This is a genomic window from Pseudomonas sp. HOU2 (genome assembly GCF_040729435.1).
Taxonomy (GTDB): domain Bacteria; phylum Pseudomonadota; class Gammaproteobacteria; order Pseudomonadales; family Pseudomonadaceae; genus Aquipseudomonas.
In genome coordinates this window covers 1,531,382-1,556,949 of sequence record NZ_CP160398.1, presented here as the reverse complement: position 1 = coordinate 1,556,949, position 25,568 = coordinate 1,531,382, and the positions used below count along the sequence as shown (strand labels likewise).

The following is a 25,568-nucleotide window of genomic DNA, read 5'->3' as shown; positions in this document are numbered from 1 at the left end:
CCGGGCGGGGCTTTTTATTGGCTTTCGGAATCAGACGAGCGGTTTAGGCTCGTGTTCTTTTTCCTCGGCCGCTTGGTGATGCTCGACCGCGTCCTGAACGGAACGTGGAGCTTCGGCGATGACCGACTCAACCACCGCTTCTTCAGTCACGGAAGCAGCAACCTCGACCACTTCAGCAGCCGGAGCAGCGGCGGCAGCCAGTTCGGCTTCCTTCTGCAGGCGCTCGGCTTCACGCTTGCGGCGACGCACTTCACGTGGATCGTTCGGTGCACGGCCATTTGGCGTCAGGGCGCTGACCGGAGTGGCTTCAACCACTGGAGCAGGCTCTTCGGTAACCACTGGCGCCTCGACGGCCGGCGCTTCTACAACGGGCGCTGGAGCAGGTGCAGCGGCTTCAACCACTGGCTCGGCAGCCTTGGCTTCTTCAACCACTGGAGCTTCAACAACCGGCGCTGGCGTTTCGGTGACAGCAGGCTCGGCAACCCAGTTGAACGCGGTCTGTTCTTCGCGAACTTCACGCACGGTTTCGGTCACGGTTTCAGCGACGGTTTCAGCCACCGGCTCTGCGGCCACAACGGGCGCCTCAACGGCAGGTTCTGCAGCGGCTTCAACCTGAGGCAGAGTTTCTTGAACCGGTGCCACTTCGACTTCCGGAGCAGCAACCACTTCCACTGAGGTGGTGGCCTCAACGACCGGCGCTTCCACCGGAGCGGTTTCCTGAACAGCGGCGGTGGCGCGTTCGGCTTGCTCGTGAGCCTGTGCTTCGGCCGGAGCGCTGATCACGCTGCTGGCAACAGCGGCAGTGACGGCCAGGCCGGCAGCCAGATCGGCAGCGCTTGGTGCTGTTTCAGCGTGTTCGCCGGACTCGGACTCTTCCGAACCTTCGATCACGTTGCCGTTGGCATCACGCTGACGCTCGCGACGGTTGCTGCGACGACGCTGACCACGGGAGCGACGACGTGGACGATCGCCTTCGGCGTTGTCCTGACCGTCTTCCGGCAGTTGCTCTTCGTTGCTGTTCACTTCTTCTTCAGCAACGGCAGCAGCAGCCTGCTCGGCACGCGGTTGACGCTCTTCACGCGGTGGGCGTGGAGCGCGCTCTTCGCGAGGCTGACGGGCCGGACGCTCTTCTGCGACCACAGCGGCAGCGGCAGCGGCTACTGGTGCAGCCGGAGCGGCGTCCAGTGGTTCGCGCAGTTCACGCACGCGCTCTTCACGCTCGCCACGTGGCTTGCGGTCTTCACGTGGCGCACGTGGTGCACGTTCTTCACGCGGAGCACGTGGAGCACGTTCTTCGCGGGCGGCTGGCGCCTCGGTGCGCGCCTCACGCGGCTCGCGAACTTCACGGGCTTCACGTGGCTGACGCTCTTCACGCGGCTCGCGTGGCGCGCGTTCTTCACGCGGTGCACGTTCTTCGCGCGGCTTGCGCTCTTCATCGCGGCGACCGTTACGGTTGCGGCTCTGCTGACGACCGTTGCGACGCTCTTCGTTGCGGGCCGGACGCTCGGTGGCCGGTTTTTCAACCACGACCGGAGCGGCTGGCTCTTCTTTGGTCGCGAACAGGCTGACCAGCGACTTCACCAGACCCTTGAACAGGCTTGGCTCTGGCGCGGCAACCGGAGCCGGTGCAGCAGCGGCAGGCGCGACGACTTCGGTTGGCACCGGAGCGTTGGCGCGGGCCGGAGCAGTCTTGACCGCGGCTTCCTGGCGAACCAGGGTGCGGGTGGCAGCGGCTGGCTGGACTTCTTCGACTTCGGCAGCGGCCGCAGCGATTTCGTAGCTGGACTGGTTGGTCGCGGCTTCCGGGCTGTCGTCACGCAGACGCTGAACTTCGAAGTGCGGGGTTTCGAGGTGATCGTTCGGCAGAATGACGATACGGGCACGGGTGCGCAGTTCGATCTTGGTGATCGAGTTGCGTTTTTCGTTGAGCAGGAACGCGGCGACCGGGATCGGCACCTGAGCGCGCACTTCGGCAGTGCGGTCTTTCAGGGCTTCTTCTTCGATCAGGCGCAGGATTGCCAGCGACAGCGATTCGACGTCACGGATGATGCCGGTGCCGTTGCAGCGTGGGCAGACGATGCCGCTGCTTTCACCCAGCGATGGACGCAGGCGCTGACGGGACATTTCCAGCAGGCCGAAGCGCGAGATGCGGCCGATCTGCACGCGAGCGCGGTCGGCTTCCAGGCATTCGCGGACTTTCTCTTCCACGGCGCGCTGGTTCTTGGCTGGGGTCATGTCGATGAAGTCGATGACGATCAGGCCGCCGATGTCGCGCAGGCGCAACTGACGGGCGATTTCTTCGGCGGCTTCAAGGTTGGTCTGCAGGGCGGTTTCTTCGATGTCGCTGCCTTTGGTGGCGCGCGCCGAGTTGATGTCGATGGACACCAGGGCTTCGGTCGGATCGATGACGATGGAACCACCGGAAGGCAGTTCGACGACGCGCTGGAAAGCGGTCTCGATCTGGCTTTCGATCTGGAAACGGTTGAACAGCGGCACGCTGTCTTCGTACAGCTTGATCTTGCTGGCGTACTGCGGCATCACCTGGCGGATGAAAGTCAGGGCTTCGTCCTGGGCTTCAACGCTGTCGATCAGCACTTCGCCGATGTCCTGGCGCAGGTAATCGCGGATGGCGCGGATGATCACGTTGCTTTCCTGGTAGATCAGGAATGGCGCGGAGCGATCCAGCGAGGCTTCTTTGATGGCGGTCCACAGTTGCAGCAGGTAGTCGAGGTCCCACTGCATTTCTTCGCTGCTGCGGCCCAGGCCGGCAGTACGCACGATCAGACCCATGTCGGCGGGTGCAACCAGGCCGTTCAGCGCTTCACGCAGTTCGTTGCGCTCTTCGCCTTCGATGCGACGGGAGATACCGCCGGCACGCGGGTTGTTCGGCATCAGCACGAGGTAACGACCGGCCAGGCTGATGAAGGTGGTCAGGGCAGCGCCCTTGTTGCCACGTTCTTCTTTTTCGACCTGAACGATGACTTCCTGGCCTTCGCTCAGGACGTCCTTGATGTTGACGCGGCCTTCAGGGGCTTTCTTGAAGTATTCGCGGGAGATTTCTTTGAGGGGCAGGAAGCCGTGGCGCTCGGAGCCGAAATCGACAAAGGCAGCCTCAAGGCTTGGTTCGATGCGAGTGATACGGCCTTTGTAGATGTTGGCCTTCTTCTGCTCGCGTGCACCGGATTCGATGTCCAGGTCGTAGAGGCGTTGGCCATCTACCAGTGCAACACGCAACTCTTCGGGTTGAGTTGCGTTAATCAGCATTCTTTTCATGTAGTACCGTCGGTTTCCGGGCTGCCGGAAACGGCGTTCGGCACACACGACTTCTCACGGTCGGTGTCAGGTGCGTCGGGAGTGGTTGGCCATTCCCGTGTCCAGCGATGTCAGGCCAATTGGGCCGATATCGCGACGTACGCGTCCTGCTTGCTGTGGCTACTTAAGCACTCAGTCAGGAGGAGGAATCAACCAGCGGCTGTGGACGAGATGAAGCGTCTTGATAAAGCCTATTGCTACACAGTCCGGCGGTTGTGCATCTCCACCCTACACGTATCCCTGATAATTCGGGTGCTGCCGCGCGCAGAATCCGCAGCGGGTTGGCATTTACCGTGAGCTCCGAAAGGGGAGGTCACGCATCATGGCTAATTCAGGCGATGTTTCCGAAGCCTTCGCTCGGGGTCATCTGCAGCTGACTGCACTTTGTGAACTGGCCTCGAATATGTGCCTGTCAGGCGAGTGAAAACTCTGCTCGACGGTGTAATTCAGGCCTCATGTCACCTGCGCTTGTTACAACTGCAAACTCCACCGTTACGTAGCGAAAGCCCCGTAGGACGGCCTCGCGTCCTGGTGAATTGCGTTGGTCAGGGCCGGTTTTTGACCGTGGTTCCGCTGTCCAGGCCGCTTTTGGCGGCGTTCGCGACTATAGCAGCAATGATTAAGTGCTTCAATTCCATAAAAATTGTTATCATCCGCGGCATGACAACTACTGCCCCTTCGACTCCAGGCGTTCAACTGCTTGAAGTCTCGCCGGAGTATGCCGGCCAACGAATCGACAATTTCCTCCTTGCCCGGCTCAAAGGCGTGCCCAAGACCTTGATTTACCGCATTTTGCGTAAAGGCGAAGTGCGCGTGAACAAGGGGCGGATCAAGCCCGAATACAAGCTGCAGGCCGGCGATATCGTGCGCGTGCCGCCGGTTCGTGTGCCTGAGCGCGACGAACCGGTGCCACTGGCTCAAGGCCTGTTGCAGCGTCTGGAAGCCTCGATTGTCTACGAAGACAAAGCCTTGATCGTGATCAACAAGCCCGCCGGCATTGCGGTTCACGGCGGCAGCGGCTTGAATTACGGCGTGATCGAAGCCTTTCGTCAGTTGCGCCCCGATGCCAAGGAGCTGGAGCTGGTTCACCGTCTCGACCGTGACACCTCCGGTCTGCTGATGATCGCCAAGAAGCGCAGCATGTTGCGGCACTTGCACGCCGCTTTGCGCGGTGACGGTGTCGACAAGCGCTATATGGCGCTGGTTCGCGGCAACTGGGCGACTTCGATCAAGCAAGTCCGTGCGGCGCTCGGCAAGAGCAACCTGCGCTCCGGCGAGCGCATGGTCGAGGTTGACGAGGAGGAGGGCAAGGAGTCGGTGACCGTGTTCAAGGTCCTGCGTCGCTTCGGCGACTTTGCCACCCTGATCGAAGCCAAGCCGATCACCGGCCGCACTCACCAGATCCGCGTCCACACGTTGCACGCCGGGCACTGCATTGCCGGCGACACCAAGTACGGCGATGACGGTTTCAGCAAGGAAATCCGTGATCTGGGTGGCAAGCGCCTGTTTCTCCACGCCTACATGCTGACCGTGCCGCTGCCCGATGGCGGTGAACTCAAGTTGCAGGCGCCGGTCGATGAAATGTGGGCCAAGACCGTGGAGCGATTGAGTGCGCCCATCTGATTACAAGCTGCTGATTTTCGATTGGGACGGCACGCTGGCCGATTCCATTCATCGGATTGTCGAGGCAATGCACTCGGCATCCGGGCGCTCGGGTTTCGAGTTGCGCGATGACTTTGCTGTCAAGGGCATCATCGGTCTGGGCTTGCCCGAGGCCATTCGCACCTTGTACCCGGACATCAGCGATGCCGAGCTGACTTTGTTTCGCGAGTACTACGCTGATCACTACATTGCGGCAGAAGCCGTGCCTTCGCCGCTGTTCGACGGCGTAGTCGAGTCGATGGCGTCGTTTCGCGAGCAGGGTTATCACCTGGCGGTGGCGACCGGGAAGAATCGTCGCGGACTGGATCGGGTGCTCAAGGCCAATGGCTGGGAAGATTATTTCGATATCACCCGCGCTGCGGACGAAACCGCAAGCAAGCCGCACCCGTTGATGCTCGAGCAGATTCTCGCGCATTGCGGCGTACGTCCTGAGCAGGCGCTGATGGTCGGGGATTCGTCCTTCGATCTGCTGATGGCGCGCAATGCGGGCATGGCTTCGGTGGCGGTCAGTTACGGTGCGCAGTCGATTGAATCGCTGCAGCAGTTTGAGCCGTGCCTGTCGATCGACCATTTTAGTGAGTTGCATGCCTGGCTGGGGCAGCAGGCCAAATAAGTTTTTTCTGGGGTGGACTGGATGACCGACGAATGGAAAGCACCGGCCAAGGCAAGTGCCGACGACGGTGACGCAAAGAGCTGGAAGCTGTTGGAGAAAACCCTGCTGGCCAGCGTGCAGGAGCAGCGTCGCTCACGGCGTTGGGGGATTTTCTTCAAGCTGCTGACGTTTGTTTATCTGTTTGTTGCGCTGATCCTGTTCACGCCGTTGATGGATATGGAAAAAAGCGCAACTCGTGGCCCGAACTACACCGCGCTGATCGACGTCACCGGCATGATTGCCGACAAGGAGCCGGCCAGTGCCGACAACATCGTCGGCAGCCTGCGCGCAGCCTTTGAGGACAAGAAAGTCAAAGGTGTGATCCTGCGGATCAACAGCCCTGGCGGCAGTCCGGTGCAGTCGGGTTACGTGTACGACGAGATCAAGCGTTTGCGCGCCCTGCACCCGGATACCAAGGTGTACGCGGTGATTTCCGATCTTGGCGCATCTGGTGCCTATTATATCGCCAGTGCGGCGGATCAGATCTATGCCGACAAGGCCAGTCTGGTCGGCTCCATCGGTGTGACGGCGGCGGGTTACGGTTTTGTCGGCACCATGGACAAGCTGGGCGTCGAGCGTCGTACTTACACCTCGGGTGAGCACAAGTCGTTTCTGGATCCGTTCCAGCCGCAGAAGCCTGACGAGACTGCGTTCTGGCAGACCGTGCTGGATACAACGCACAAGCAGTTCATCAACAGCGTCAAGCAGGGTCGTGGCGATCGCCTGAAAGACAAGGAGCATCCGGAGTTGTTTTCCGGACTGGTCTGGTCTGGCGAGCAGGCGCTGCCGTTGGGCTTGATCGATGGTCTGGGCAATGCCAGTTCGGTGGCGCGCGAGGTGATCGGCGAGAAAGAGCTGGTGGATTTCACTGTGCAGGAATCGCCGTTCGACCGCTTCTCGAAGAAGCTTGGTGCCAGTGTGGCTGAGCAGTTGGCGATGTGGATGGGGTTCCACGGGCCATCGTTGCGCTGATTCGCTGGTAGATCAAAAGATCGCAGCCTGCGGCGGCTCCTACAGGTTTCATGTCCGATCGCATTTTTTGCGGTGACATGAAACCTGTAGGCGCTGCCGCAGGCTGCGATCTTTTGCTTTAAGGGATTTGCACGCCCTCGGCCAGCAACATGTCGATCAGGCGAATCAGCGGCAGGCCGATCAGGCTGGTGGCGTCAGGCCCTTCGGTGGACTGAAACAGGCTTACGCCCAAGCCCTCGGCCTTGAAGCTGCCGGCGCAGTCGTAGGGTTCCTCCAGGTGCAGGTAGCGTTCGATACGCGCTTCGTCGAGCTGGCGCATGTGTACGGTGAACGGCACGTAGTCGACCTGGCAGTGGCCGGTCTGGCTGTTGAGCAAGGCCAGGCCGGTGAGGAAGGTCACGCTGGCGCCGCTGGCGGCAAGCAGTTGCTCGCGAGCCTTGTCGAAGGTGTGTGGCTTGCCGATGATCCGTTCGCCAAGCACGGCCACCTGGTCCGAGCCGATGATCAGGTGAGCGGGGTGGCTGGCAGCCAGTGCCCGGGCTTTCTGTTCGGCGAGGCGCTTGACCAGTTGGATGGCCGATTCGCCAGATTGGTGGCTTTCGTCGATATCCGGCGAGCTGCAGACGAACGGCAGGCGCAAGCGGGCGAGCAATTCCCGGCGATAAGTCGAGCTGGAAGCAAGTAATAAAGGCAGCATTGGCGTCTCCTGAGGCAGGCGCGAATTCTAGCGGAGGCACGCAAGTGACGGACAGGGCACAATTTCCTTTGACATGGGTGGGGGCATCCCTATAATGCTGCGCCTATGTTGAATGACCCGATTCCACCTCACGTTGACCCGCGCAAATTGGCTGACCGTGGCACCACCCTTCAAGGTGAACTGCTGCTGGCCGATTTGAAGAGACTCTGCGACCCGCTTTCCGACGATGTCGGTACGGTGCAGGCCAAATTCGTTTTTGAACGAGATGAACGTAAATCTGTGGTGATCCACAGCTTTATCGACACCGAAGTCAAAATGGTTTGCCAGCGTTGTCTTGAGCTGGTCACCCTGCCGATCCACAGCGAATGCAGTTACGCTGTAGTGAAGGAGGGTGCGAATACCCAGTCGTTACCGAAAGGTTATGACGTGCTGGAACTGGGCGAAGATCCATTGGATCTGCAGTCACTGATCGAGGAGGAGCTTCTGCTCGCCTTGCCCATTGTGCCTGCTCATCATCCGGAAGAATGCCAGCAGCCGGCGGGAGCAGATGAACCCGAACCGAGCGAGGACGAGGTAACGCGGTCCAACCCGTTCAGTGTATTGGCGCAGTTAAAGCGTGACCCAAACGTTTAGGAGTTAATCAATTATGGCTGTTCAGCAGAACAAAAAATCCCGCTCTGCCCGTGACATGCGCCGTTCGCACGACGCTCTCGAGGCTAGCACCCTGTCTGTAGAAAAAACCACCGGTGAAGTTCACCTGCGTCACCACGTATCGCCAGAAGGCGTATACCGTGGCCGTAAAGTGATCGACAAGGGCGCTGACGAGTAATCACTTGTCTGCTCAAGTCATCGCGATTGACGCAATGGGCGGGGACTTCGGTCCCCGCAGCATTGTTCAGGCCAGCCTTGCTTGCCTTTCTGCTACGCCCTCGCTGCACCTGACCCTCGTCGGTCAACCCTCCCTACTTGAAGAACTGATCAACGGCCAATCGGCTGCCGATCGCGCGCGCCTGACGATTGTCCCGGCGTCTGAAGTCATCACCATGGACGAAAAGCCGACCCAGGCCTTGCGTGGCAAGCCGGACTCGTCGATGCGTGTCGCCCTGGAACTGGTGCGTGACGGCAAGGCTCAGGCCTGTGTCAGTGCCGGCAATACCGGTGCGTTGATGGCGTTGTCGCGTTTCGTGCTCAAGACTTTGCCGGGGATTGATCGGCCGGCGATGGTCGCGGCGATCCCGACGCAGAAGGGCTATTGCCAGTTGCTCGACCTGGGCGCCAACGTCGATTGCAGCGCCGAGCATCTGTTGCAGTTCGCGGTGATGGGGTCGGTGGCGGCGCAGACGCTGGGCATCGCCCGGCCGCGCGTCGCGTTGCTGAATATCGGCACCGAAGACATCAAGGGCAATCAGCAGGTCAAGCTGGCGGCGACCTTGCTGCAGGCTGCGCGTGGCATCAATTACATCGGCTTTGTCGAGGGTGATGGTCTGTATCGCGGCGAGGCGGATGTGGTGGTCTGTGACGGTTTTGTCGGCAATATCCTGCTCAAGTCCAGCGAAGGGCTGGCGACGATGATCGCCGCGCGCATCGAAGCCTTGTTCAGGAAAAACCTTGCTTCGCGCGTGGTAGGTGCTTTGGCCCTGCCATTGATGAAGCGCCTGCAGGCTGATCTGGCGCCGGCGCGACATAACGGCGCAAGCTTCCTCGGCTTGCAGGGTATCGTGGTGAAAAGTCACGGTTCGGCCGGGGTTCAGGGCTTTCAGAGCGCGATTCAGCGCGCGCTGATCGAGATTCAGGAGAACTTGCCCGAGCGCCTCCACGGTCGTCTGGAGGATCTGTTGTCTTAGGCGTTTTCGTCGGACAATGCTTAAATGTGACCGCCCGGTTCAAAGGGCCATCCAACTGTCAGTTTCTTGCGTCCCCCAGCGGGACGTCATTTTCGACGACAAGATCATTAGGGGCTTGTTACATGTCTGCTTCCCTCGCATTCGTCTTTCCAGGACAGGGTTCGCAGTCCCTCGGCATGCTCGCCGAGCTGGGCGCGGAATATCCGTTGATCCTCGAAACATTCAAAGAAGCCTCTGAGGCTCTGGGCTATGACCTGTGGGCACTGACCCAGCAGGGCCCGGAAGAGCTGCTCAATCAAACCGACAAAACCCAACCGGCCATTCTGACCGCTTCGATCGCCCTGTGGCGTCTGTGGCTGGCTGAAGGCGGCGCGCGTCCGGCATTTGTTGCCGGTCACAGCCTGGGTGAATACAGCGCGCTGGTTGCTGCCGGCAGCCTGAGCCTGGCGGACGCGGTGAAGCTCGTTGAGCGCCGTGGCCAGCTGATGCAGGAAGCCGTTCCGGCCGGGCAGGGCGGCATGGCTGCCATCCTCGGTCTGGAAGACGCTGATGTGTTGGCAGCCTGCGCTGAAGCGGCGCAAGGCGAAGTGGTCAGTGCGGTGAACTTCAACTCGCCGGGTCAGGTAGTGATTGCCGGTGCCAAGGCTGCGGTCGAGCGTGCCATCGAAGGCTGCAAGGCCCGTGGCGCCAAGCGTGCCATGCCGTTGCCGGTGAGCGTGCCGTCGCACTGCGAGCTGATGCGTCCGGCTGCCGAGCGCTTTGCCGAATCCATCGCCGCCATCGACTGGCAGGCGCCGCAGATCCCGGTGGTACAGAACGTCAGCGCGCAAGTGCCGGCTGATCTGGACACCCTCAAGCGTGATCTGCTCGAACAACTGTACAAGCCCGTTCGTTGGGTTGAATCGGTTCAGACCCTGGCTGCCAAAGGCGCGACCAATCTGGTCGAGTGCGGCCCGGGCAAAGTGCTGGCCGGTCTGAACAAACGTTGCGCCGAAGGCGTTTCGACTTCCAATCTCAATACCCCAGACGCTTTCGCTGCCGCCCGTGCAGCGCTGGCCTGAATCAGGAGAAACTTGCATGAGTCTGCAAGGTAAAGTTGCACTGGTCACCGGTGCAAGCCGCGGTATCGGCCAGGCTATCGCACTGGAACTGGGTCGTCAGGGCGCCATCGTTGTTGGCACCGCGACCTCCGCCAAGGGTGCCGAGGCGATTGCTGCCACGCTCAAGGAGCACGGCATTCAAGGTACCGGTCTGGAACTGAACGTCACCAGCGACGAATCCGTTGCCGCCGTGATCGCAAGCATTCAGGAGCAGTTCGGCGCGCCGGCGATTCTGGTCAATAATGCCGGCATCACCCGCGATAACCTGATGATGCGCATGAAAGACGATGAATGGTACGACGTGATCGATACCAACCTGAACAGTCTTTATCGCCTGTCCAAGGGCGTTTTGCGTGGCATGACCAAGGCGCGCTGGGGCCGAATTATCAGTATTGGCTCGGTGGTGGGTGCCATGGGCAACGCAGGCCAAGTAAACTATGCAGCCGCCAAGGCCGGTCTGGAAGGTTTCAGCCGTGCAATGGCGCGTGAAGTCGGTTCGCGTTCGATTACGGTCAACTCGGTAACCCCAGGGTTCATCGACACCGATATGACCCGCGAACTGCCGGAAGCACAGCGTGAAGCCTTGCAGACGCAGATTCCGCTGGGCCGTCTGGGACAAGCTCAAGAGATCGCTTCGGTGGTCGCTTTTCTTGCATCCGACGGTGCGGCATACGTCACTGGGGCTACAATCCCGGTGAACGGTGGGATGTACATGTAAGTAAAATGTGACGGATTGCTTCAAAAAAATGTCATACGAGCTGTCTAAAATCCGTTATAAAGCTGCAATCTATTTATAGGCAGAGGGCCGCAGGGTTTGAGGAGTGAAGCTTTCAGTTGAAAAGCTGAAAAGCCTTTCTATACACTTACCCACTGGCCAGCTGCCTGAATTTGTCCATTAGGAGTGAAAACAAGGTATGAGCACCATCGAAGAGCGCGTCAAGAAAATCGTTGCCGAGCAACTGGGCGTTAAAGAAGAAGAAGTGGTCAACACTGCTTCCTTCGTTGAAGACCTGGGTGCCGACTCCCTTGACACCGTTGAGCTGGTGATGGCTCTGGAAGAGGAATTCGAGACCGAAATCCCTGACGAAGAAGCTGAGAAGATCACTACTGTACAAGCTGCAATCGACTACGTTACTAGCCACCAGGCGTAATAGTTTGTAATCGTTGTCTGCTGTCATGGAAAAACCGCACTGCCATCATGGCGTGCGGTTTTTTCTTTAGGCCTGATGCAAAGTCGTCATTTGAAAAAGGAGAGTGCTGTGTCGCGTAGACGCGTCGTAGTCACCGGTATGGGTATGTTGTCGCCACTGGGCACGGATGTGCCGAGCAGTTGGCAGGGCATTCTGGCTGGCCGCAGTGGCATTGGTCTGATCGAACACACCGACCTTTCTGCCTATTCCACCCGTTTTGGCGGCTCGGTAAAGGGCTTCAATGTCGAGGAATACCTGTCGGTCAAGGAAGCACGCAAGCTCGACCTGTTCATTCAGTACGGTCTGGCCGCGGGTTTTCAGGCTGTTCGCAACGCCGGTCTGGAAGTTACCGACGCCAACCGTGAGCGCATTGGCGTGGCCATGGGCTCGGGCATCGGCGGTCTGACCAACATCGAAGAAACCAGCCGTACCCTGCATGAGACGGGCCCGCGTCGAATTTCGCCTTTCTTCGTGCCAGGCTCGATCATCAATATGATTTCCGGTTTTCTCTCCATCCATCTGGGTGCACAGGGGCCGAACTACGCCATTTCCACTGCCTGTACCACCGGTACGCACTGCATTGGCATGGCCGCGCGCAACATCATGTACGACGAGGCCGACGTAATGATCGCCGGCGGTGCCGAGATGGCCGCGTGCGGTCTGGGCATGGGCGGCTTCGGCGCGTCCCGTGCGCTGTCGACCCGCAACGACGAACCGACCCGTGCCAGTCGTCCGTGGGACAAGGGCCGTGATGGCTTCGTGTTGTCTGACGGTGCCGGTGCATTGGTACTCGAAGAACTTGAGCACGCCAAGGCCCGTGGTGCGACGATCTATGCCGAGCTGATCGGCTTTGGCACCAGTGGCGATGCGTTCCACATGACGTCGCCACCCGCTGATGGTGCTGGTGCAGCGCGCTGCATCACCAATGCCCTGCGCGATGCGAAGATCAATATCGACCAGGTGCAGTACATCAACGCCCACGGTACCTCGACCCCGGCCGGCGACCTTGCCGAAGCCAACGCGATCAAGACCGTGTTCGGTGATCACGCCTACAACCTGGCGGTCAGCTCCACCAAGTCGATGACCGGTCACCTGTTGGGTGCGGCGGGCGCGGTCGAGGCGATCTTCAGTGTGCTGGCGATCAATAGCCAGGTGGCCCCGCCGACCATCAACCTCGACGAGCCGGATGAAGGCTGCGATCTCGACTTCGTGCCGCACACTGCGCGCAACATGGATATCGACGTCGTACTGTCCAACTCCTTCGGGTTTGGCGGCACCAACGGCACGTTGGCATTCCGCCGGTTCGCCGGTTGATGGACAGCTGGGTCGACGGTCAACCGGCTGACGCTCTGTCGCTGAAAGATCGCGGCCTGGCTTACGGCGATGGTCTGTTCGAGACCATTGCCGTGCACGGCGGCCAGCCGGTATTGCTGGAGCGTCATTTGACGCGTTTGGCCGAAGGTTGCTCGCGTCTGGCCATCTCGGCCGATATCGAACTGGTTCGCAGCGAGCTGCTGGCTTATGCCGCGGCAATGGGCGAGGGCGTGCTCAAGCTGATCCTCACCCGAGGTGATGGCTTGCGTGGCTATGCGCCCGATCCTGCGGCGCAGGGCCGGCGCATTCTGCAAGGCAACCCGCCTGCGGCTTATCCTGCCGTGCATGGCGAGCAGGGCGTGCGTCTGTTTCCCTGCGTCACGCGGTTGTCGAATCAGCCATTGCTGGCCGGGCTCAAGCATCTCAATCGTCTGGAGCAAGTACTTGCCCGCGCCGAATGGCACGACAGCGAACACGCCGAGGGCTTGATGCTCGATCAGGCCGGTCGGGTCATCGAGGGCGTGTTCAGCAACCTGTTTGTGGTGCGCGACGGCGTATTGATCACCCCGGATCTGAAACGCTGCGGCGTGGCCGGTGTGATGCGTGCTGAAATATTGTTTCAGGCCGAATCATTGGCCATCCCCAGCCAAATCACCGACATCAGCCTCGAACAGCTGCAATGGGCTGATGAAGTCTTTATCTGCAACAGCGTGTATGGCGTCTGGCCGGTACGCGCCTACGCTGCACTGAGCTGGCCGGTTGGCCCGCTCACCCGTAAACTGCAAACCATTGCCCGCGCGCTACTGGATGCCTGATTCGTGAGACGTAAACTCTTGCTGCTGCTGGAAACCGGACTGGTTCTGGCAGGGCTGCTGATGGGCGCCAGCGCCTGGAAAATTCATTCGGCGCTGGAACAGCCCCTGAACATCACGCAGGAAGAACTGCTGGATGTGCCGAAAGGCTCGACGCCGACCCGTACCTTCCTTGAACTCGAAACCGATGGAGTCATCAAGGACGCCTTCTGGCTGCGCATCTACTGGCGCTTCAACCTGGCCGGCACGCCGATCCATAGTGGTGAATACCGCATGCAGCCGGGCATGACTGTCAACGGTCTGATCGACTTGTGGAAACGTGGTGAAGTGGTGCAGTACAGCCTGACGCTGGTCGAGGGCTGGAATTTTCACCAGGTCCGCGCCGCACTGGCCAAAGATGAAAAGATCGAGCAGACCCTCAAGGGTTTGAGCGACAGTGAGGTGATGGAGAAAATCGGTCATCGCGGATTGTTCCCCGAGGGGCGCTTCTTCCCGGACACTTATCGCTTCGTGCGGGGTTTCTCCGACGTCGATTTGCTGAAGAAAGCCTATGATCGTCTCGATGAAGTGTTGGCCAAGGAGTGGGAGAACCGCTCGGCCGATGCACCGTACACTGAACCTTATCAGGCGCTGATCATGGCCTCGCTGGTGGAAAAGGAAACCGGTGTGCCGCAGGAGCGGGGGCAGATTGCCGGCGTGTTCGTGCGCCGCATGGCGCTGGGCATGCAGTTGCAAACCGACCCGACCGTGATCTACGGCCTGGGCGATCGCTACACCGGCAAGTTGACCCGTGCTCATCTCAAGGAGCCGACACCCTACAACACCTATGTGATTCCCGGATTGCCGCCGACGCCGATTGCCATGGTCGGCCGCGAGGCGATTCATGCCGCGCTGAATCCGGTGGAAGGCAACAGTCTGTATTTTGTTGCTCGTGGCGACGGTAGCCATGTGTTTTCCGATGACCTGGATGCGCACAACAGCGCGGTGCGCGAGTTCCAGCTCAAGCGCCGCGCCGATTATCGCTCCAGCCCGGCCCCGGCGAATGCGCCGGCCGCTCCGGCCACGGCGACGGAGGACACGATTCCTGCCGCCTCTCCGGATACCGCACCTGAAGCGTTGCCACAGGTTCCCGCTCAGGAACCTGCACCGACACCGGCTCCTGCCGCCGAGCCCGGCGCGACCGCACCGCAAAACGCGCAATGACTTTGATTAAGGACTGCCTGTGACTGGCTTGTTTATTACCCTGGAAGGCCCGGAAGGCGCCGGCAAGAGCACCAACCGCGAATACCTCGCCGAGCGCCTGCGCGCCGAAGGTGTCGAAGTGGTGCTGACCCGCGAGCCCGGCGGTACGCCACTCGCCGAGCGCATCCGCGATGTGCTGCTGGCCCCGGCCGATGAAGTCATGAACCCCGACACCGAGCTGCTGCTGGTGTTCGCCGCACGCGCCCAGCATCTGGCCGAGGTGATCCGCCCGGCGCTGGCTCGCGGCGCCGTTGTATTGTGCGATCGTTTTACCGACTCGACTTACGCCTATCAGGGCGGCGGTCGCGGTTTGTCGCTGGAGCGCATTGCCGCGCTGGAGACGTTCGTTCAGGGCGACCTGCGTCCGGATCTGACGCTGATTTTCGATCTGCCGGTGGAAATCGGCCTGGCCCGCGCCAGTGCCCGTGGCCGTCTGGACCGGTTTGAGCTGGAAGGCCGGGCGTTTTTCGAAGCGGTACGCAATGCGTTTCTGCAGCGCGCAGAAGCCGATCCAGCGCGCTATGTGCGCATCGATGCCGGTCAGCCATTGGTCAAGGTTCAGCAATCGCTGGATACTCTGATTCCGAACTTGCTGGAGCTGATTCGTGGCTGAGGCCTATCCATGGCAGGACAGCCTCTGGCAGCAACTGGCCGGACGTAGCCAGCACGCCCACGCGTACCTGCTGCACGGCCCGGCCGGGATCGGCAAGCGCGCGCTGGCCGAGCGTCTGATGGCCAGCCTGCTGTGTCAGCGTCCGACGCCGGAGGCGTGCGGTGAGTGCAAATCCTGCCTGCTGCTCAAGGCCGGCAGCCACCCGGACAACTACATCCTTGAGCCGGAAGAAGCCGACAAGGCGATCAAGGTCGATCAGGTCCGTGATCTGGTCAGTTTCGTGGTGCAGACCGCGCAACTGGGCGGGCGCAAGGTGGTGCTGATCGAGCCGGTGGAGTCGATGAACATCAACGCCGCCAACGCTTTGCTCAAGAGCCTTGAGGAGCCCTCCGGCGATACGGTGCTGTTGCTGGTCAGTCACCAGCCGAGCCGTTTGCTGCCGACGATCAAGAGCCGCTGCGTGCAGCAGGCATGTCCGCTGCCGGGCGAGGCCATGAGCCTGCAATGGCTGGCGCAGGCGCTGCCGGAGTGTTCCGAAGACGAACGCATCGAATTGCTGACGCTGGCAGCCGGTTCGCCACTGGCGGCGGTCAGTCTGCAGTCCCAGGGCGTGCGCGAACAGCGGGCGCAGGTGGTCGAAGGGGTGAAGAAGCTGCTCAAGCAGCAGCAATCGCCGACGCAACTGGCCGAGGAATGGAAAAACATTCCGATGCTGCGTTTGTTTGATTGGTTCTGCGACTGGTCGAGCCTGATCCTGCGTTATCAACTGACCCAGGATGAAAACGGCCTCGGTCTGACCGATATGCGCAAAGTCGTGCAGTACCTGGCGCAGAAAAGCGCCCAGGGCAAAGTCCTCGATATTCAGGACTGGATTCTCGCCCAGCGGCAGAAAGTCCTGAGCAAAGCCAACCTCAACCCGGCCCTGCTGCTGGAAGCGTTATTGGTGCAATGGGCGGGATTGCCTGGTCAAAGATAAGAATGTGTACCTAGACTCTGAACATCAGCAGTGGAGGTCAACATGAATGAAGCCATCAGCCCCGGGCCGCGCAACGGCATCCTGTCCCTGACGATCAAGGACAAATCGGTGCTGTACGCCGCCTACATGCCGTTCATCAAGAACGGTGGCTTGTTCATCCCGACCAACAAGAGCTACAAGTTGGGCGACGAGGTGTTCATGCTGCTGAACCTGATGGACGAGGCGGAGAAGATTCCGGTGGCCGGCAAGGTCGCCTGGATTACCCCCAAAGGCGCCCAGGGCAACCGTGCAGCTGGCGTCGGCGTGCAATTCAACGATGGCGACAACACCGCCCGCAGTCGCATCGAAACCCATCTGGCCGGAGCACTGAAGTCCGACCGTCCCACTCATACGATGTAAGTTGCAGTCTCTTTTATGCTCGTAGATTCCCATTGTCACCTTGATCGCCTCGACCTCGCCGCCCATGACGGCTCGCTGGATGCTGCGCTCGTTGCAGCTCGCCAGCGCGGGGTAGGGCACTTTCTGTGCATCGGCGTGAGTGCCGACAACGCCGCCGACGTCAAAGCCCTCGCCGAACGCTATGACGACGTCGATTGCTCGGTCGGTGTGCATCCGCTGGATGTGCAACCGGGCGCTGCGCCTGCGCTGGACTGGCTGCTGCAGGAGCTCAATCACCCGAAAGTGGTGGCGATCGGTGAGACCGGTCTGGATTACCACTACGAACCGGAAGCCGCCGAGCTGCAGCAGGCATCCTTCCGCCTGCATCTGCAAGCGGCGCAGCAGACCGGCAAACCGGTGATCATCCACACCCGTGGCGCCCGTGCCGATACCCTTGAGCTGTTGCGAGAAGCGGCGTTGCCCCAGGCTGGTGTGCTGCATTGCTTCACCGAAGACTGGGACATGGCCAAAGCGGCGCTGGACATGGGTTATTACATTTCCCTGTCGGGCATTGTCACCTTCCGCAACGCCGACGCTCTGCGCGACGTGGCGAGCAAAGTGCCGGCCGATCGCCTGCTGGTGGAGACCGACTCACCGTATCTGGCGCCGATCCCGTATCGCGGCAAGCCGAACCTGCCGCAGTACGTGCGCGAAGTCGCGGAGTTTCTGGCGATGCTGCGTGGGGAAAACTACGAGCGGTTTGCCGAGCAGACCACCGAGAACTTCAAGCGCCTGTTCCCCTTGGCGAGTGTTAAATCCGCCATGTAGGAGCTGCCGAAGGCTGCGATCTTTTGATGTTGTTTTTAAAGAATCAAAATCAAAAGATCGCAGCCTGCGGCAGCTCCTACAAGCGCGGTGGGCGTAAATGACAGGGATTTACGCCAAATCGCAGGCAAAAAAAACCCGGGTTCTGGGGGGTGAATCCGGGTTAAGACCATTAGGAGTAAAACAAAGGCACGCGGTCCCTTGGTACCTTTACCGGCGCGGCACTTGGGGGAGATGCCGGCCGACAGTTCAAGTATTGATCAGTCTGGCGCTCAGTCCAGTTAGCCGGTCGGGGTTTTTAAACAAATTTGGAATACGGGCGCTTCAGTTGAGTTCTCATTGAGCCCCAAGCGTTCGCAAAATGAACAAGAAACACAGATATGGTCGGATGATCCGTGCATTTTTGCGCAAGTTAGGCATAATACGCGGCTTCGAATTTTGACCCTTCAGACCTTTTCTTATGCACAAAGAACCTCGTAAGGTCCGTGAGTTTCGTCGCCGCGAGCAAGAAATTCTCGATACCGCGCTCAAGCTGTTCCTCGAACAAGGTGAAGACAGTGTCACCGTCGAGATGATTGCTGATGCCGTGGGTATCGGCAAAGGCACGATCTACAAGCATTTCAAATCCAAGGCCGAGATCTATCTGCGCCTGATGCTCGATTACGAGCGTGATTTGAACGAGCTGCTGCATTCGGCCGATGTCGACAAGGACAAGGAAGCGCTGTCCCGTGCCTACTTCGAATTCCGCATGCGCGACCCGCAGCGCTATCGCCTGTTCGACCGTCTCGAAGAGAAGGTGGTAAAAGGCAATCAGGTGCCGGAAATGGTCGAGGAGCTGCACAAGATCCGTGCCTCGAACTTCGAACGCCTGACCTTGCTCATCAAGGGCCGGATCAGCGAAGGCAAGCTCGAAGACGTGCCGCCATACTTCCACTACTGCGCGTCCTGGGCGCTGGTGCACGGCGCGGTGGCGCTGTATCACTCGCCGTTCTGGAGCAATGTGCTGGAAGATCAGGAAGGTTTCTTCCAGTTCCTGATGGACATTGGCGTGCGCATGGGCAACAAGCGCAAGCGCGACCCGGAAACCCCGAGCAGCTGAATCATTCAGCGGCCTTATTGCGCCATGATTTCGCTACATGACGCAGTACCGCAGGAATATACTCAGGCATAGGGCTTGCTAAAACTTGATTTGTGAGTCAAGTTTTAGCGGCTCGAAATTCTATCGCCGGAGTGATCATGATCGTTGACCGTCAAGGCAGGCGTTTTCGCAATTTGCGCATCAGCCTGACCTCAGCCTGCAATTATGCCTGTACCTACTGCGTGCCCAACGGCAAGCGGCTGGTGGCTGCGCAGGATGAACTGTCGGCCGAGGCCATGGCGCGCGGCGTGGCGTATCTGATCGAAGCCGCCGGCATCGAGCGCTTGCGCATCACCGGTGGGGAGCCACTGGTCAGCCCCAAACTCGAATCTTTCATGAGCGCCGTCGGCAAGATGGGCCTGGAAGACATCAGCCTGACCACCAACGGTCAGCTCCTGGCGAAAAAACTGCCGCTGCTGGTGGACGCCGGTCTGCGCCGGATCAACGTATCCCTCGATACCCTGGATGCCGGCGCGTTCCGCAGCATTGCCCGTGGCGGCGATCTGGCCACTGTGCTCGATGGCATGGAGCAGGCGAAAGCGGCGGGGCTGAAGATCAAGGTCAACATGGTGCCGTTGCGCGGGCAGAACCTGGATCAGGTGATGCCGCTGCTCGATTACTGCCTGGAACGGGGCTATGAGTTGCGTTTCATCGAGTTGATGCGCATGGGCCACCTCGCCACCGACTCGAATGCCTTTCTGCAACAGTTCGTCAGTCTGCAGCAACTGCTGAGCCTGATCGGCGAGCGCTACGAGTACGCCCAGGCTGATGCGCCGGTGGATGCCACAGCCGTGCGCTATGCGATCCCGGGCGTAGGCCATTTCGGCGTGATCGCCAACGAAAGCGTGCCGTTCTGCCGGACCTGTTCGCGTCTGCGCCTGTCATCGACGGGATGGCTGCACGGCTGCCTGTCGTCGAGCAACCGCCACTATGTCGGTGATCTGCTCGACAAGCCGCGTCATCAGGCATTGCCGGCATTGCAGCGTTTGCTGGTCAAGGCGCTGGGCGACAAGCAGGAAGTGGCGTTCTCCGGTGGTGCGACCGTCATGAAGATCATCGGCGGCTGAACTGGCTTTTGTGGCGAGGGAGTTTGCTCCCGCTGGGTTGCCAGTCAACCCGAAATCCATTCATGTCAGCTCGTCCGGCTTACTCTAAATCCCGGATTTTCGAGCGCGGCGCCGCCGAGCGGGAGCAAGCTCCCTCGCCACAAATACCTTATTTCAAATCGGATACCTGCGCAGTTACAAGGACTGGCGCAAAAGCTGCATCCAACGGCCATTCGCCGGTTTTCCGTCACCGGCTTCTGGAGGATGAGGATGCGTAGCCTGGTTTTGCTGCTGGCCGTTTTGGCGCTTGGCGGCTGTATGACTGTCAGCGATATGGCCGAAGGCACTCGCTATCAGATGAGCGACGCGGGGCTGCTGGATCACAGCGACAGCCGTCGGGTGAACAATTTCCGCATTCAGCCGGACTCGTTCATCTACATCGCCCAAGGTTCATTCGCACCGCCGGGTGGCTCCTACCCACGGCCGAACGTGGTGGCTGAAGAAGCGTTCAAGGGCTTTGTCGAATACTTCCCGATGGTCCGCCGCGCCCGTGCCCCGGAAGGTCTTGACCAAGCGATGGGCGAAGCTCGAGATGCCGGCGCGCACTACCTGCTGTACACCCGCTTCGCCAAGGCTGACGACCGCATCGGCAACTCTGACGAATGGCTCGATCAGGAAGCCGTGGATCGCCTGGGCATCGACGGCGGGGTGATTCAGATCATGTTGATCGAGACCAGCACCCAGTATTTGATTGATACTGCGCGCATCAAGAGTCGTGGCGGTTTACTGACGTTCCACGATAACAAGCCGGAAGACCTGATCGGCCCGCCGCTGGCGCAATATGCGCGCAGCCTGTTGGGGGTCGGCGACCAATAAACCAAGGAGTACGCCATGAGTGGACCGCAAAAAGCCAATGACCTGTTGGGGCAGATCCCCAAAACCAAAGGCCTGCCGCCGGTGCACTTGTGGAACCCGGACTTCTGCGGCGACATCGACATGCGCATCGCCCGCGACGGCACCTGGTATTACCTGGGCACGCCTATCGGGCGCAAGCCGATGGTCAAGCTGTTCTCCACCATCATCCGCCGCGACGGCGATGATTATTTCCTGATTACCCCGGTCGAGAAGGTCGGGATCAAGGTCGACGACGCGCCGTTCGTGGCGATTGCCGTGGAAGTGGAAGGCGAGGGCGAGGCGCAGGTCCTGCGTTTCACCACCAACGTTGAAGAGACCGCCGAGGCCGGGCCGGAACATCCGATCCGCGTCGAGATCGACCCGACCACTCAGGAACCTGCGCCTTACGTGCATGTGCGTACCAACCTCGAAGCGCTGATTCACCGCAATGTGTTTTACCAGCTGGTGGAGCTGGCGGTCAGTCGTGAAATCGACGGGCAGCGCTGGCTCGGTGTGTGGAGCGGTGGCGAGTTCTTCCGCATCGGCCTCGAGCCTTAAACACAAATCACTGTGGGAGATTCTATGTTGCTCAGCAACCCTAGAATCTCAAACTGATCGGTATTCGCCCTGATTCTTCATCAGGGTGAATGCCACTCGGCAGAGCTTGCGAGCAAGAGCTACCAATGCCTGTGTTTTCGAGAAGCCTCTGGCCAGGTAAGACTCGTAAAAAGGCTTCCACTTGGTTGAGCGACACGCCGCCATTGCGGCGTTGTAGGCTAATCGACGGATCTCCGGATCTCCTTTTTTGCTCAGGAACCTCGGGCCGTTCTTTTTCCCCGAATCGTCCACCGTCAGATCCATACCCAAAAACGCGATGAACGCGTCGCTGTTGGCAAAGTCACCGCGCATATAGGTCGTTGCCAACCCAGTCGCAGTCAACTCTCCCACGCCCTCGATTGCTTTGCAGCGGCCAATATTGTCATCAATACCGGCCTCTTTGCTGACTTTGCGCAGCAGGTTTTGAATGACCTTGTCGGATCGCTCGAATGCCTTTTGCTGAGCCGTACGTTCTTTCTTCAGCAAGGGTTCATCGGCCCAGCTCAACATCAGACCCGTATGGTTCTGAATCAGCGTCGCGCGTCTGTGCAGCAAGCTTTTCAGTACGGTGTAGGCTTTAGGAGGCGGGTTCCAAAGCCGCAGTTTGCTTTGTTCATTCGTCAGATAGCGTGCGAGCACGCGTGCATCGCAGGGATCATTTTTGGCTCGCTGACCGACACCGCGACGATAGTGGCTGACTCGATAAGCATCCACCACATAGACCTGATGTCCCATCGCATGAGCCAGATCAACAGTCTCCAAATGGTAGATATTGGTGGCTTCGACAGCGATAGCGCTTTGCGCGGGCAGAGTTTTGAGCCAACGTTTGAGGGCGGCACGATCATTCTTGACCGCTTCAATGGTTTCCAGGTCGGCGCGATAGACAACGATTTCGGCCTTGGCGATATCGATACCAACAACCGTCTGCGAAGTAAGGATTGTCATGACGAATCCTCGGAGCTAGGGTTTAAGAGCTTGTTGGGGTCTACCGTTGCGCTGGCTTGTCTCTGTCGTCGGTTTACCGATGAATTCCTTATTGGCGCTTTGGGTAGAAGGGGCGGGACGAGAAGTCTCCCACGGTCTGTACTGGTCAGAGTCAGAATCGAGTCTGTAGTCCCGCCCACCCCTTCAAGTCTAAACATACAAGCGAGCCTGCTCGCGAAGACGGTAAGTCAGTCGATACTTAGGTTGATTGATACACCGCTTTCGCGAGCAAGCTCGCTCCCACATTGGTTTTGAGAATCACCTTGAAATCTCGATTGACTGTTAATCATATGATCATTAGCGTGGACACCCATCGCGATCCGCTTTGAGGTGTCCATGTCCAGCAGCTTTCATGCATCAACGGTCGATTGGCTGGGCAGCTGGATTGCCGCCGGCCAGGTCAAGCCGGGACAGGCGATCAAGGTCGAGGCGGATCTGGGCGAGCAGTTAGGTGTCAGCCGCACCGTGATCCGCGAAGCGATCAAAACCCTGGTTGCCAAAGGCATGCTCGAAGTCGGGCCGAAAGTCGGTACCCGCGTGTTGCCGGTGCGGCGCTGGAACCTGTTTGATCCGCAAGTCGTCGGCTGGCTCTCACGCAACGGCCTGCCGGAAAACTTTGTTGATGACCTGCTCGACCTGCGCCGTACCATCGAACCGATGGCTGTGCGCTGGGCCTGCGAGCGCGCCAGTCTGGAGCAGATTCACGCGGTGCAACTGGCCTACAACGCGTTGGAGCGGGCGGTCGACAGCGGCATCGATTACAACCGTGCCGATCAGGCCTTCCACGAATGCATTCTGGCCGCCAGCCACAACCAGTTCATCGAGCAAATGGTCCCGGCCCTCGGCGCCTTGCTCGCCGTGTCGTTTGACGTCTCCGCCGCGGACCCCGATGAACTGCGTCGCACCTTGCCGATCCACAAGGACATGGCCGACGCCATTGCTGCCCGTGATTCAGCGCGCGGGGTGTGGGCCTGCATGACCTTGATCGACAACGCAGACCTTGCGATCAAACGCTTTTACCCGCAGGTGATGGCCGACAAAAAAGCCAGCTGACAAAGCCTGAATTCCCCTGTGGGAGCGAGCTTGCTCGCGAAGGCGGCGAATCAGATACACCGCCTTCGACTGACACTCCGCTTTCGCGAGCAAGCTCGCTCCCACATTTAGAACACCAAGACCCAAGGAGTTGCCATGAGCTGGACCGCCGTAACTCAACACCGCGCCAAGCTCGGCGAGGGGCCATTCTGGGACGCCCCGACCCAGGCACTGTACTGGGTCGATATCGCCGGCAAGCAGGCGCTGCGGCTGATCGGCAACAACGTGCAGATCTGGCAGATGCCCGAGCACGTTTCCGCCTTCATCCCCTGTGCCAGCGGCGATGCGCTGGTGACCCTGAGCAGCGGCGTCTATCGTCTGGATCTCGATTCACCGGGCCTTGAGCCACGCCTGACACTGTTCTGCATCGCCGACCCGCAACCGGGCAATCGGCCCAACGAAGCGCGCTGCGACGCTCAGGGTCGGCTGTGGCTCGGCACCATGCAGAACAACATCGGCGACCACGGCGAAGACCTGCCGATTGAGCGTCGTTCCGGTGGCTTGTTTCGCATTGATCCCGACCAGCGTGTTACGCCATTGCTGCTAGGTCTCGGCATTCCCAACACGCTGTTGTGGAGCGACGACGGCACCAGGCTGCTGTTCGGCGACAGCCTCGACGGGGCGCTCAATCGCTATTTCATTCACACCGATGGCAATCTGGATAACGCCGAGATCTGGTATGGCCCTGACCAGAATGGCGGCCCGGACGGATCGGCAATCGACACTGAGGGTTATGTGTGGAACGCACGTTGGGACGGCAGCTGCCTGCTGCGCCTGACGCCGGACGGCAAGGTCGAGCGCAAAATTGATCTGCCTGTCAGCCGCCCGACCAGTTGCGTATTCGGCGGCGAAGACCTGAAAACCCTGTACATCACCAGCGCCCACAGTCCGCACAACCATCCGCTGGATGGCGCCGTCCTGTCGATGCGAATCGATGTACCGGGCAAGCTCTGCACACGCTTCGCTGGCTAAATCCCAAAATATGGGATGCAAAATTATATATTGAGATTATTTGGCGGTCGGGTTTATAGTCGGCTCCAGCAGTAACACGCACTCACACTTAAAAAGAACAAAACAGGTGAAGTGATGCAGCGAATCTTTATCGCACTCCTCAGCGGAGTCAGCGTCTCGCAACGGTCCGGCGTCGCTCGCCGCGCCTGCCTGTTTCGTTTTCACAGTCTTCCAGACCGGACATCGACAGATGCCCGGTTTTTTTGTGCTGACGAACAGGAGTCCTGATCCATGGCTGAACCTCTTTCCTTGCCGCCGGTGCCCGCGCCGCCGAAGGGTGAGCGTCTGAAAAACAAAGTCGTGCTGCTGACCGGTGCCGCTCAAGGCATCGGCGAGGCGATCGTTGCCGCCTTCGCCTCGCAGCAGGCCAGACTGGTGATCAGCGACATTCAGGCAGAGAAAGTCGAGAAGGTTGCCGCCCACTGGCGCGACAAGGGCTACGACGTGCAGGCGATCAAGGCTGACGTCTCGCGCCAGCAGGACTTGCACGCCATGGCCAGACTGGCGGTTGAGCTGCACGGGCGCATCGACGTGCTGGTCAACTGCGCCGGGGTCAACGTGTTCCGCGATCCGCTGCAAATGACCGAAGAAGACTGGCGTCGCTGCTTCGCCATCGATCTGGACGGCGCCTGGTACGGCTGCAAAGCCGTGTTGCCGCAGATGATCGAGCAGGGCGTCGGCAGCATTATCAACATCGCCTCGACCCATTCCAGCCACATCATTCCCGGCTGCTTCCCGTATCCGGTGGCCAAGCACGGCCTGCTTGGGCTGACCCGGGCGCTGGGTATCGAATACGCGGCGAAGGGCATTCGGGTCAACGCCATCGCCCCGGGCTACATCGAGACGCAACTCAACGTCGATTACTGGAACGGCTTTGCCGATCCGCACGCCGAGCGTCAACGCGCATTCGATCTGCACCCGCCAAAACGCATCGGCCAGCCGCTCGAAGTGGCGATGACCGCCGTGTTTCTGGCCAGCGATGAAGCGCCGTTCATCAACGCCTCGTGCATCACCATCGATGGTGGTCGCTCGGTGATGTACCACGACTGAGTGGATCGGGTTTCAGGCGGTGAACTCCGCGTGAAATCTAATCATCATACGATATGACTATTTTCAAAAGGCTTTGCAGCAGTACGTGTCACGCCACCACACCTGTGGCGAGGGAGCTCGCTCCCGCTCGGCTGCGCAGCAGTCGTAAATTCGGGCTGCGCGGTGTG

General features: G+C 59.8%; 26 protein-coding genes. 23 read left to right on the top strand and 3 right to left on the bottom strand.

Annotated features, from left to right (window positions below; all coding sequences use genetic code 11):
* Positions 1–30 precede the first annotated feature (30 nt).
* The gene (gene rne, locus ABV589_RS06925) at positions 31–3,273 is read right to left on the bottom strand and encodes a ribonuclease E (RefSeq protein WP_367085369.1); all 3,243 of its coding nucleotides are present in this window, start codon (positions 3,271–3,273) and stop codon (positions 31–33) included.
* 699 nt (positions 3,274–3,972) lie between these two features.
* Between rne and rluC the strand changes: the two genes are divergently transcribed.
* The 3 genes from rluC to sppA are packed head-to-tail and all read left to right on the top strand — an operon-like array spanning position 3,973 to position 6,598.
* Complete coding sequence (gene rluC / locus ABV589_RS06920; RefSeq protein ID WP_007950779.1) at positions 3,973–4,935, top strand: 23S rRNA pseudouridine(955/2504/2580) synthase RluC; 963 nt, start codon at positions 3,973–3,975, stop codon at positions 4,933–4,935.
* The gene (locus ABV589_RS06915) at positions 4,922–5,587 is read left to right on the top strand and encodes an HAD-IA family hydrolase (RefSeq protein ID WP_367085368.1); all 666 of its coding nucleotides are present in this window, start codon (positions 4,922–4,924) and stop codon (positions 5,585–5,587) included. Before rluC ends, ABV589_RS06915 begins: the two co-directional genes overlap by 14 nt.
* Before the next feature lie 21 nt (positions 5,588–5,608).
* Entirely contained in the window at positions 5,609–6,598 is a 990-nt protein-coding gene (gene sppA, locus ABV589_RS06910; RefSeq protein WP_367085367.1) for a signal peptide peptidase SppA, read from the top strand.
* Positions 6,599–6,716: 118 nt separating this feature from the next.
* Here the strand turns inward: sppA and ABV589_RS06905 are convergent, their stop codons facing one another.
* A complete protein-coding gene (locus tag ABV589_RS06905; protein ID WP_367085366.1) occupies positions 6,717–7,295 on the bottom strand; it encodes a nucleoside triphosphate pyrophosphatase in 579 nt (192 codons plus the stop codon).
* 105 nt (positions 7,296–7,400) lie between these two features.
* On the opposite strand from ABV589_RS06905, the gene ABV589_RS06900 reads away from it, so the two are divergent.
* The 17 genes from ABV589_RS06900 (at position 7,401) to ABV589_RS06820 (ending at position 21,225) form a co-directional block, all read left to right on the top strand.
* Complete coding sequence (locus ABV589_RS06900; protein ID WP_003204262.1) at positions 7,401–7,928, top strand: YceD family protein; 528 nt, start codon at positions 7,401–7,403, stop codon at positions 7,926–7,928.
* Between the two features lie 13 nt (positions 7,929–7,941).
* Complete coding sequence (gene rpmF, locus ABV589_RS06895; RefSeq protein ID WP_003179396.1) at positions 7,942–8,124, top strand: 50S ribosomal protein L32; 183 nt, start codon at positions 7,942–7,944, stop codon at positions 8,122–8,124.
* A gap of 4 nt (positions 8,125–8,128) precedes the next feature.
* Positions 8,129–9,139 carry a phosphate acyltransferase PlsX gene (gene plsX, locus ABV589_RS06890; protein ID WP_367085365.1) on the top strand — a complete coding sequence of 337 codons (1,011 nt, stop codon included), beginning with the start codon at positions 8,129–8,131 and terminating at the stop codon, positions 9,137–9,139.
* Between the two features lie 122 nt (positions 9,140–9,261).
* On the top strand, positions 9,262–10,200 hold the full coding sequence (gene fabD / locus ABV589_RS06885) for an ACP S-malonyltransferase (protein WP_367085364.1): 939 nt from the start codon (positions 9,262–9,264) through the stop codon (positions 10,198–10,200).
* Between the two features lie 16 nt (positions 10,201–10,216).
* On the top strand, positions 10,217–10,957 hold the full coding sequence (fabG, locus tag ABV589_RS06880) for a 3-oxoacyl-ACP reductase FabG (protein WP_027612356.1): 741 nt from the start codon (positions 10,217–10,219) through the stop codon (positions 10,955–10,957).
* A gap of 196 nt (positions 10,958–11,153) precedes the next feature.
* Positions 11,154–11,390, top strand: coding sequence for an acyl carrier protein (gene acpP / locus ABV589_RS06875; protein WP_003175607.1), 237 nt, complete (start codon positions 11,154–11,156; stop codon positions 11,388–11,390).
* 108 nt (positions 11,391–11,498) lie between these two features.
* Entirely contained in the window at positions 11,499–12,743 is a 1,245-nt protein-coding gene (gene fabF, locus ABV589_RS06870; protein ID WP_003227039.1) for a beta-ketoacyl-ACP synthase II, read from the top strand.
* Positions 12,743–13,558 carry an aminodeoxychorismate lyase gene (gene pabC, locus ABV589_RS06865; RefSeq protein WP_367085363.1) on the top strand — a complete coding sequence of 272 codons (816 nt, stop codon included), beginning with the start codon at positions 12,743–12,745 and terminating at the stop codon, positions 13,556–13,558. The genes fabF and pabC overlap by 1 nt, the downstream gene beginning before the upstream one ends.
* A 3-nt stretch (positions 13,559–13,561) precedes the next feature.
* On the top strand, positions 13,562–14,758 hold the full coding sequence (gene mltG, locus ABV589_RS06860) for an endolytic transglycosylase MltG (RefSeq protein ID WP_367085362.1): 1,197 nt from the start codon (positions 13,562–13,564) through the stop codon (positions 14,756–14,758).
* A gap of 19 nt (positions 14,759–14,777) precedes the next feature.
* Complete coding sequence (gene tmk, locus ABV589_RS06855; RefSeq protein WP_007967603.1) at positions 14,778–15,410, top strand: dTMP kinase; 633 nt, start codon at positions 14,778–14,780, stop codon at positions 15,408–15,410.
* A complete protein-coding gene (locus tag ABV589_RS06850; protein WP_367085361.1) occupies positions 15,403–16,386 on the top strand; it encodes a DNA polymerase III subunit delta' in 984 nt (327 codons plus the stop codon). Before tmk ends, ABV589_RS06850 begins: the two co-directional genes overlap by 8 nt.
* 42 nt (positions 16,387–16,428) lie before the next feature.
* Positions 16,429–16,785, top strand: a complete 357-nt coding sequence (locus tag ABV589_RS06845; protein ID WP_007967607.1) for a PilZ domain-containing protein — start codon at positions 16,429–16,431, stop codon at positions 16,783–16,785.
* 15 nt (positions 16,786–16,800) lie between these two features.
* The gene (locus tag ABV589_RS06840) at positions 16,801–17,592 is read left to right on the top strand and encodes a TatD family hydrolase (RefSeq protein WP_367085360.1); all 792 of its coding nucleotides are present in this window, start codon (positions 16,801–16,803) and stop codon (positions 17,590–17,592) included.
* 457 nt (positions 17,593–18,049) lie between these two features.
* Positions 18,050–18,688 (top strand): TetR/AcrR family transcriptional regulator, encoded by a 639-nt coding sequence (locus tag ABV589_RS06835; RefSeq protein WP_007950805.1) that lies wholly within the window; start codon positions 18,050–18,052, stop codon positions 18,686–18,688.
* Positions 18,689–18,825: 137 nt separating this feature from the next.
* Positions 18,826–19,794, top strand: a complete 969-nt coding sequence (locus ABV589_RS06830; RefSeq protein ID WP_367085359.1) for a radical SAM protein — start codon at positions 18,826–18,828, stop codon at positions 19,792–19,794.
* Positions 19,795–20,043: 249 nt separating this feature from the next.
* Positions 20,044–20,649: a DUF4823 domain-containing protein gene (locus ABV589_RS06825; protein WP_007950810.1), complete on the top strand. Its 606-nt coding sequence runs from the start codon at positions 20,044–20,046 to the stop codon at positions 20,647–20,649.
* Between the two features lie 15 nt (positions 20,650–20,664).
* Positions 20,665–21,225 (top strand): DUF1285 domain-containing protein, encoded by a 561-nt coding sequence (locus tag ABV589_RS06820; protein WP_007967615.1) that lies wholly within the window; start codon positions 20,665–20,667, stop codon positions 21,223–21,225.
* Positions 21,226–21,273: 48 nt separating this feature from the next.
* On the opposite strand, the gene ABV589_RS06815 is transcribed toward ABV589_RS06820, so the two are convergent.
* A complete protein-coding gene (locus ABV589_RS06815; RefSeq protein ID WP_135295914.1) occupies positions 21,274–22,209 on the bottom strand; it encodes a transposase in 936 nt (311 codons plus the stop codon).
* A 375-nt stretch (positions 22,210–22,584) separates the two neighbouring features.
* Here ABV589_RS06815 and ABV589_RS06810 point away from each other — a divergent pair, with 375 nt between their 5' ends.
* The 3 genes from ABV589_RS06810 to ABV589_RS06800 all read left to right on the top strand — a co-directional run bounded on the left by ABV589_RS06810 (position 22,585) and on the right by ABV589_RS06800 (position 25,401).
* A complete protein-coding gene (locus tag ABV589_RS06810; RefSeq protein ID WP_367085358.1) occupies positions 22,585–23,301 on the top strand; it encodes a FadR/GntR family transcriptional regulator in 717 nt (238 codons plus the stop codon).
* 135 nt (positions 23,302–23,436) lie between these two features.
* Positions 23,437–24,312: an SMP-30/gluconolactonase/LRE family protein gene (locus ABV589_RS06805; RefSeq protein ID WP_367085357.1), complete on the top strand. Its 876-nt coding sequence runs from the start codon at positions 23,437–23,439 to the stop codon at positions 24,310–24,312.
* 270 nt (positions 24,313–24,582) lie between these two features.
* Positions 24,583–25,401: an SDR family oxidoreductase gene (locus ABV589_RS06800; protein WP_367085356.1), complete on the top strand. Its 819-nt coding sequence runs from the start codon at positions 24,583–24,585 to the stop codon at positions 25,399–25,401.
* Positions 25,402–25,568 lie beyond the last annotated feature (167 nt).

Excerpts from the sequence above, each read along its gene's own strand:
- ABV589_RS06825 (WP_007950810.1), top strand. The coding sequence starts at position 20,044 with ATGCGTAGCCTGGTTTTGCTGCTGGCCGTTTTGGCGCTTGGCGGCTGT.
- ABV589_RS06840 (WP_367085360.1), top strand. The coding sequence starts at position 16,801 with ATGCTCGTAGATTCCCATTGTCACCTTGATCGCCTCGACCTCGCCGCC.
- ABV589_RS06830 (WP_367085359.1), top strand. The coding sequence starts at position 18,826 with ATGATCGTTGACCGTCAAGGCAGGCGTTTTCGCAATTTGCGCATCAGC.
- rne (WP_367085369.1), bottom strand. The coding sequence starts at position 3,273 with ATGAAAAGAATGCTGATTAACGCAACTCAACCCGAAGAGTTGCGTGTT.
- ABV589_RS06845 (WP_007967607.1), top strand. The coding sequence starts at position 16,429 with ATGAATGAAGCCATCAGCCCCGGGCCGCGCAACGGCATCCTGTCCCTG.
- ABV589_RS06815 (WP_135295914.1), bottom strand. The coding sequence starts at position 22,209 with ATGACAATCCTTACTTCGCAGACGGTTGTTGGTATCGATATCGCCAAG.
- ABV589_RS06835 (WP_007950805.1), top strand. The coding sequence starts at position 18,050 with ATGCACAAAGAACCTCGTAAGGTCCGTGAGTTTCGTCGCCGCGAGCAA.
- rluC (WP_007950779.1), top strand. The coding sequence starts at position 3,973 with ATGACAACTACTGCCCCTTCGACTCCAGGCGTTCAACTGCTTGAAGTC.
- acpP (WP_003175607.1), top strand. The coding sequence starts at position 11,154 with ATGAGCACCATCGAAGAGCGCGTCAAGAAAATCGTTGCCGAGCAACTG.
- rpmF (WP_003179396.1), top strand. The coding sequence starts at position 7,942 with ATGGCTGTTCAGCAGAACAAAAAATCCCGCTCTGCCCGTGACATGCGC.
- ABV589_RS06820 (WP_007967615.1), top strand. The coding sequence starts at position 20,665 with ATGAGTGGACCGCAAAAAGCCAATGACCTGTTGGGGCAGATCCCCAAA.
- fabG (WP_027612356.1), top strand. The coding sequence starts at position 10,217 with ATGAGTCTGCAAGGTAAAGTTGCACTGGTCACCGGTGCAAGCCGCGGT.
- ABV589_RS06905 (WP_367085366.1), bottom strand. The coding sequence starts at position 7,295 with ATGCTGCCTTTATTACTTGCTTCCAGCTCGACTTATCGCCGGGAATTG.
- pabC (WP_367085363.1), top strand. The coding sequence starts at position 12,743 with ATGGACAGCTGGGTCGACGGTCAACCGGCTGACGCTCTGTCGCTGAAA.
- ABV589_RS06805 (WP_367085357.1), top strand. The coding sequence starts at position 23,437 with ATGAGCTGGACCGCCGTAACTCAACACCGCGCCAAGCTCGGCGAGGGG.
- sppA (WP_367085367.1), top strand. The coding sequence starts at position 5,609 with ATGACCGACGAATGGAAAGCACCGGCCAAGGCAAGTGCCGACGACGGT.
- ABV589_RS06810 (WP_367085358.1), top strand. The coding sequence starts at position 22,585 with ATGTCCAGCAGCTTTCATGCATCAACGGTCGATTGGCTGGGCAGCTGG.
- ABV589_RS06800 (WP_367085356.1), top strand. The coding sequence starts at position 24,583 with ATGGCTGAACCTCTTTCCTTGCCGCCGGTGCCCGCGCCGCCGAAGGGT.
- fabD (WP_367085364.1), top strand. The coding sequence starts at position 9,262 with ATGTCTGCTTCCCTCGCATTCGTCTTTCCAGGACAGGGTTCGCAGTCC.
- ABV589_RS06900 (WP_003204262.1), top strand. The coding sequence starts at position 7,401 with ATGTTGAATGACCCGATTCCACCTCACGTTGACCCGCGCAAATTGGCT.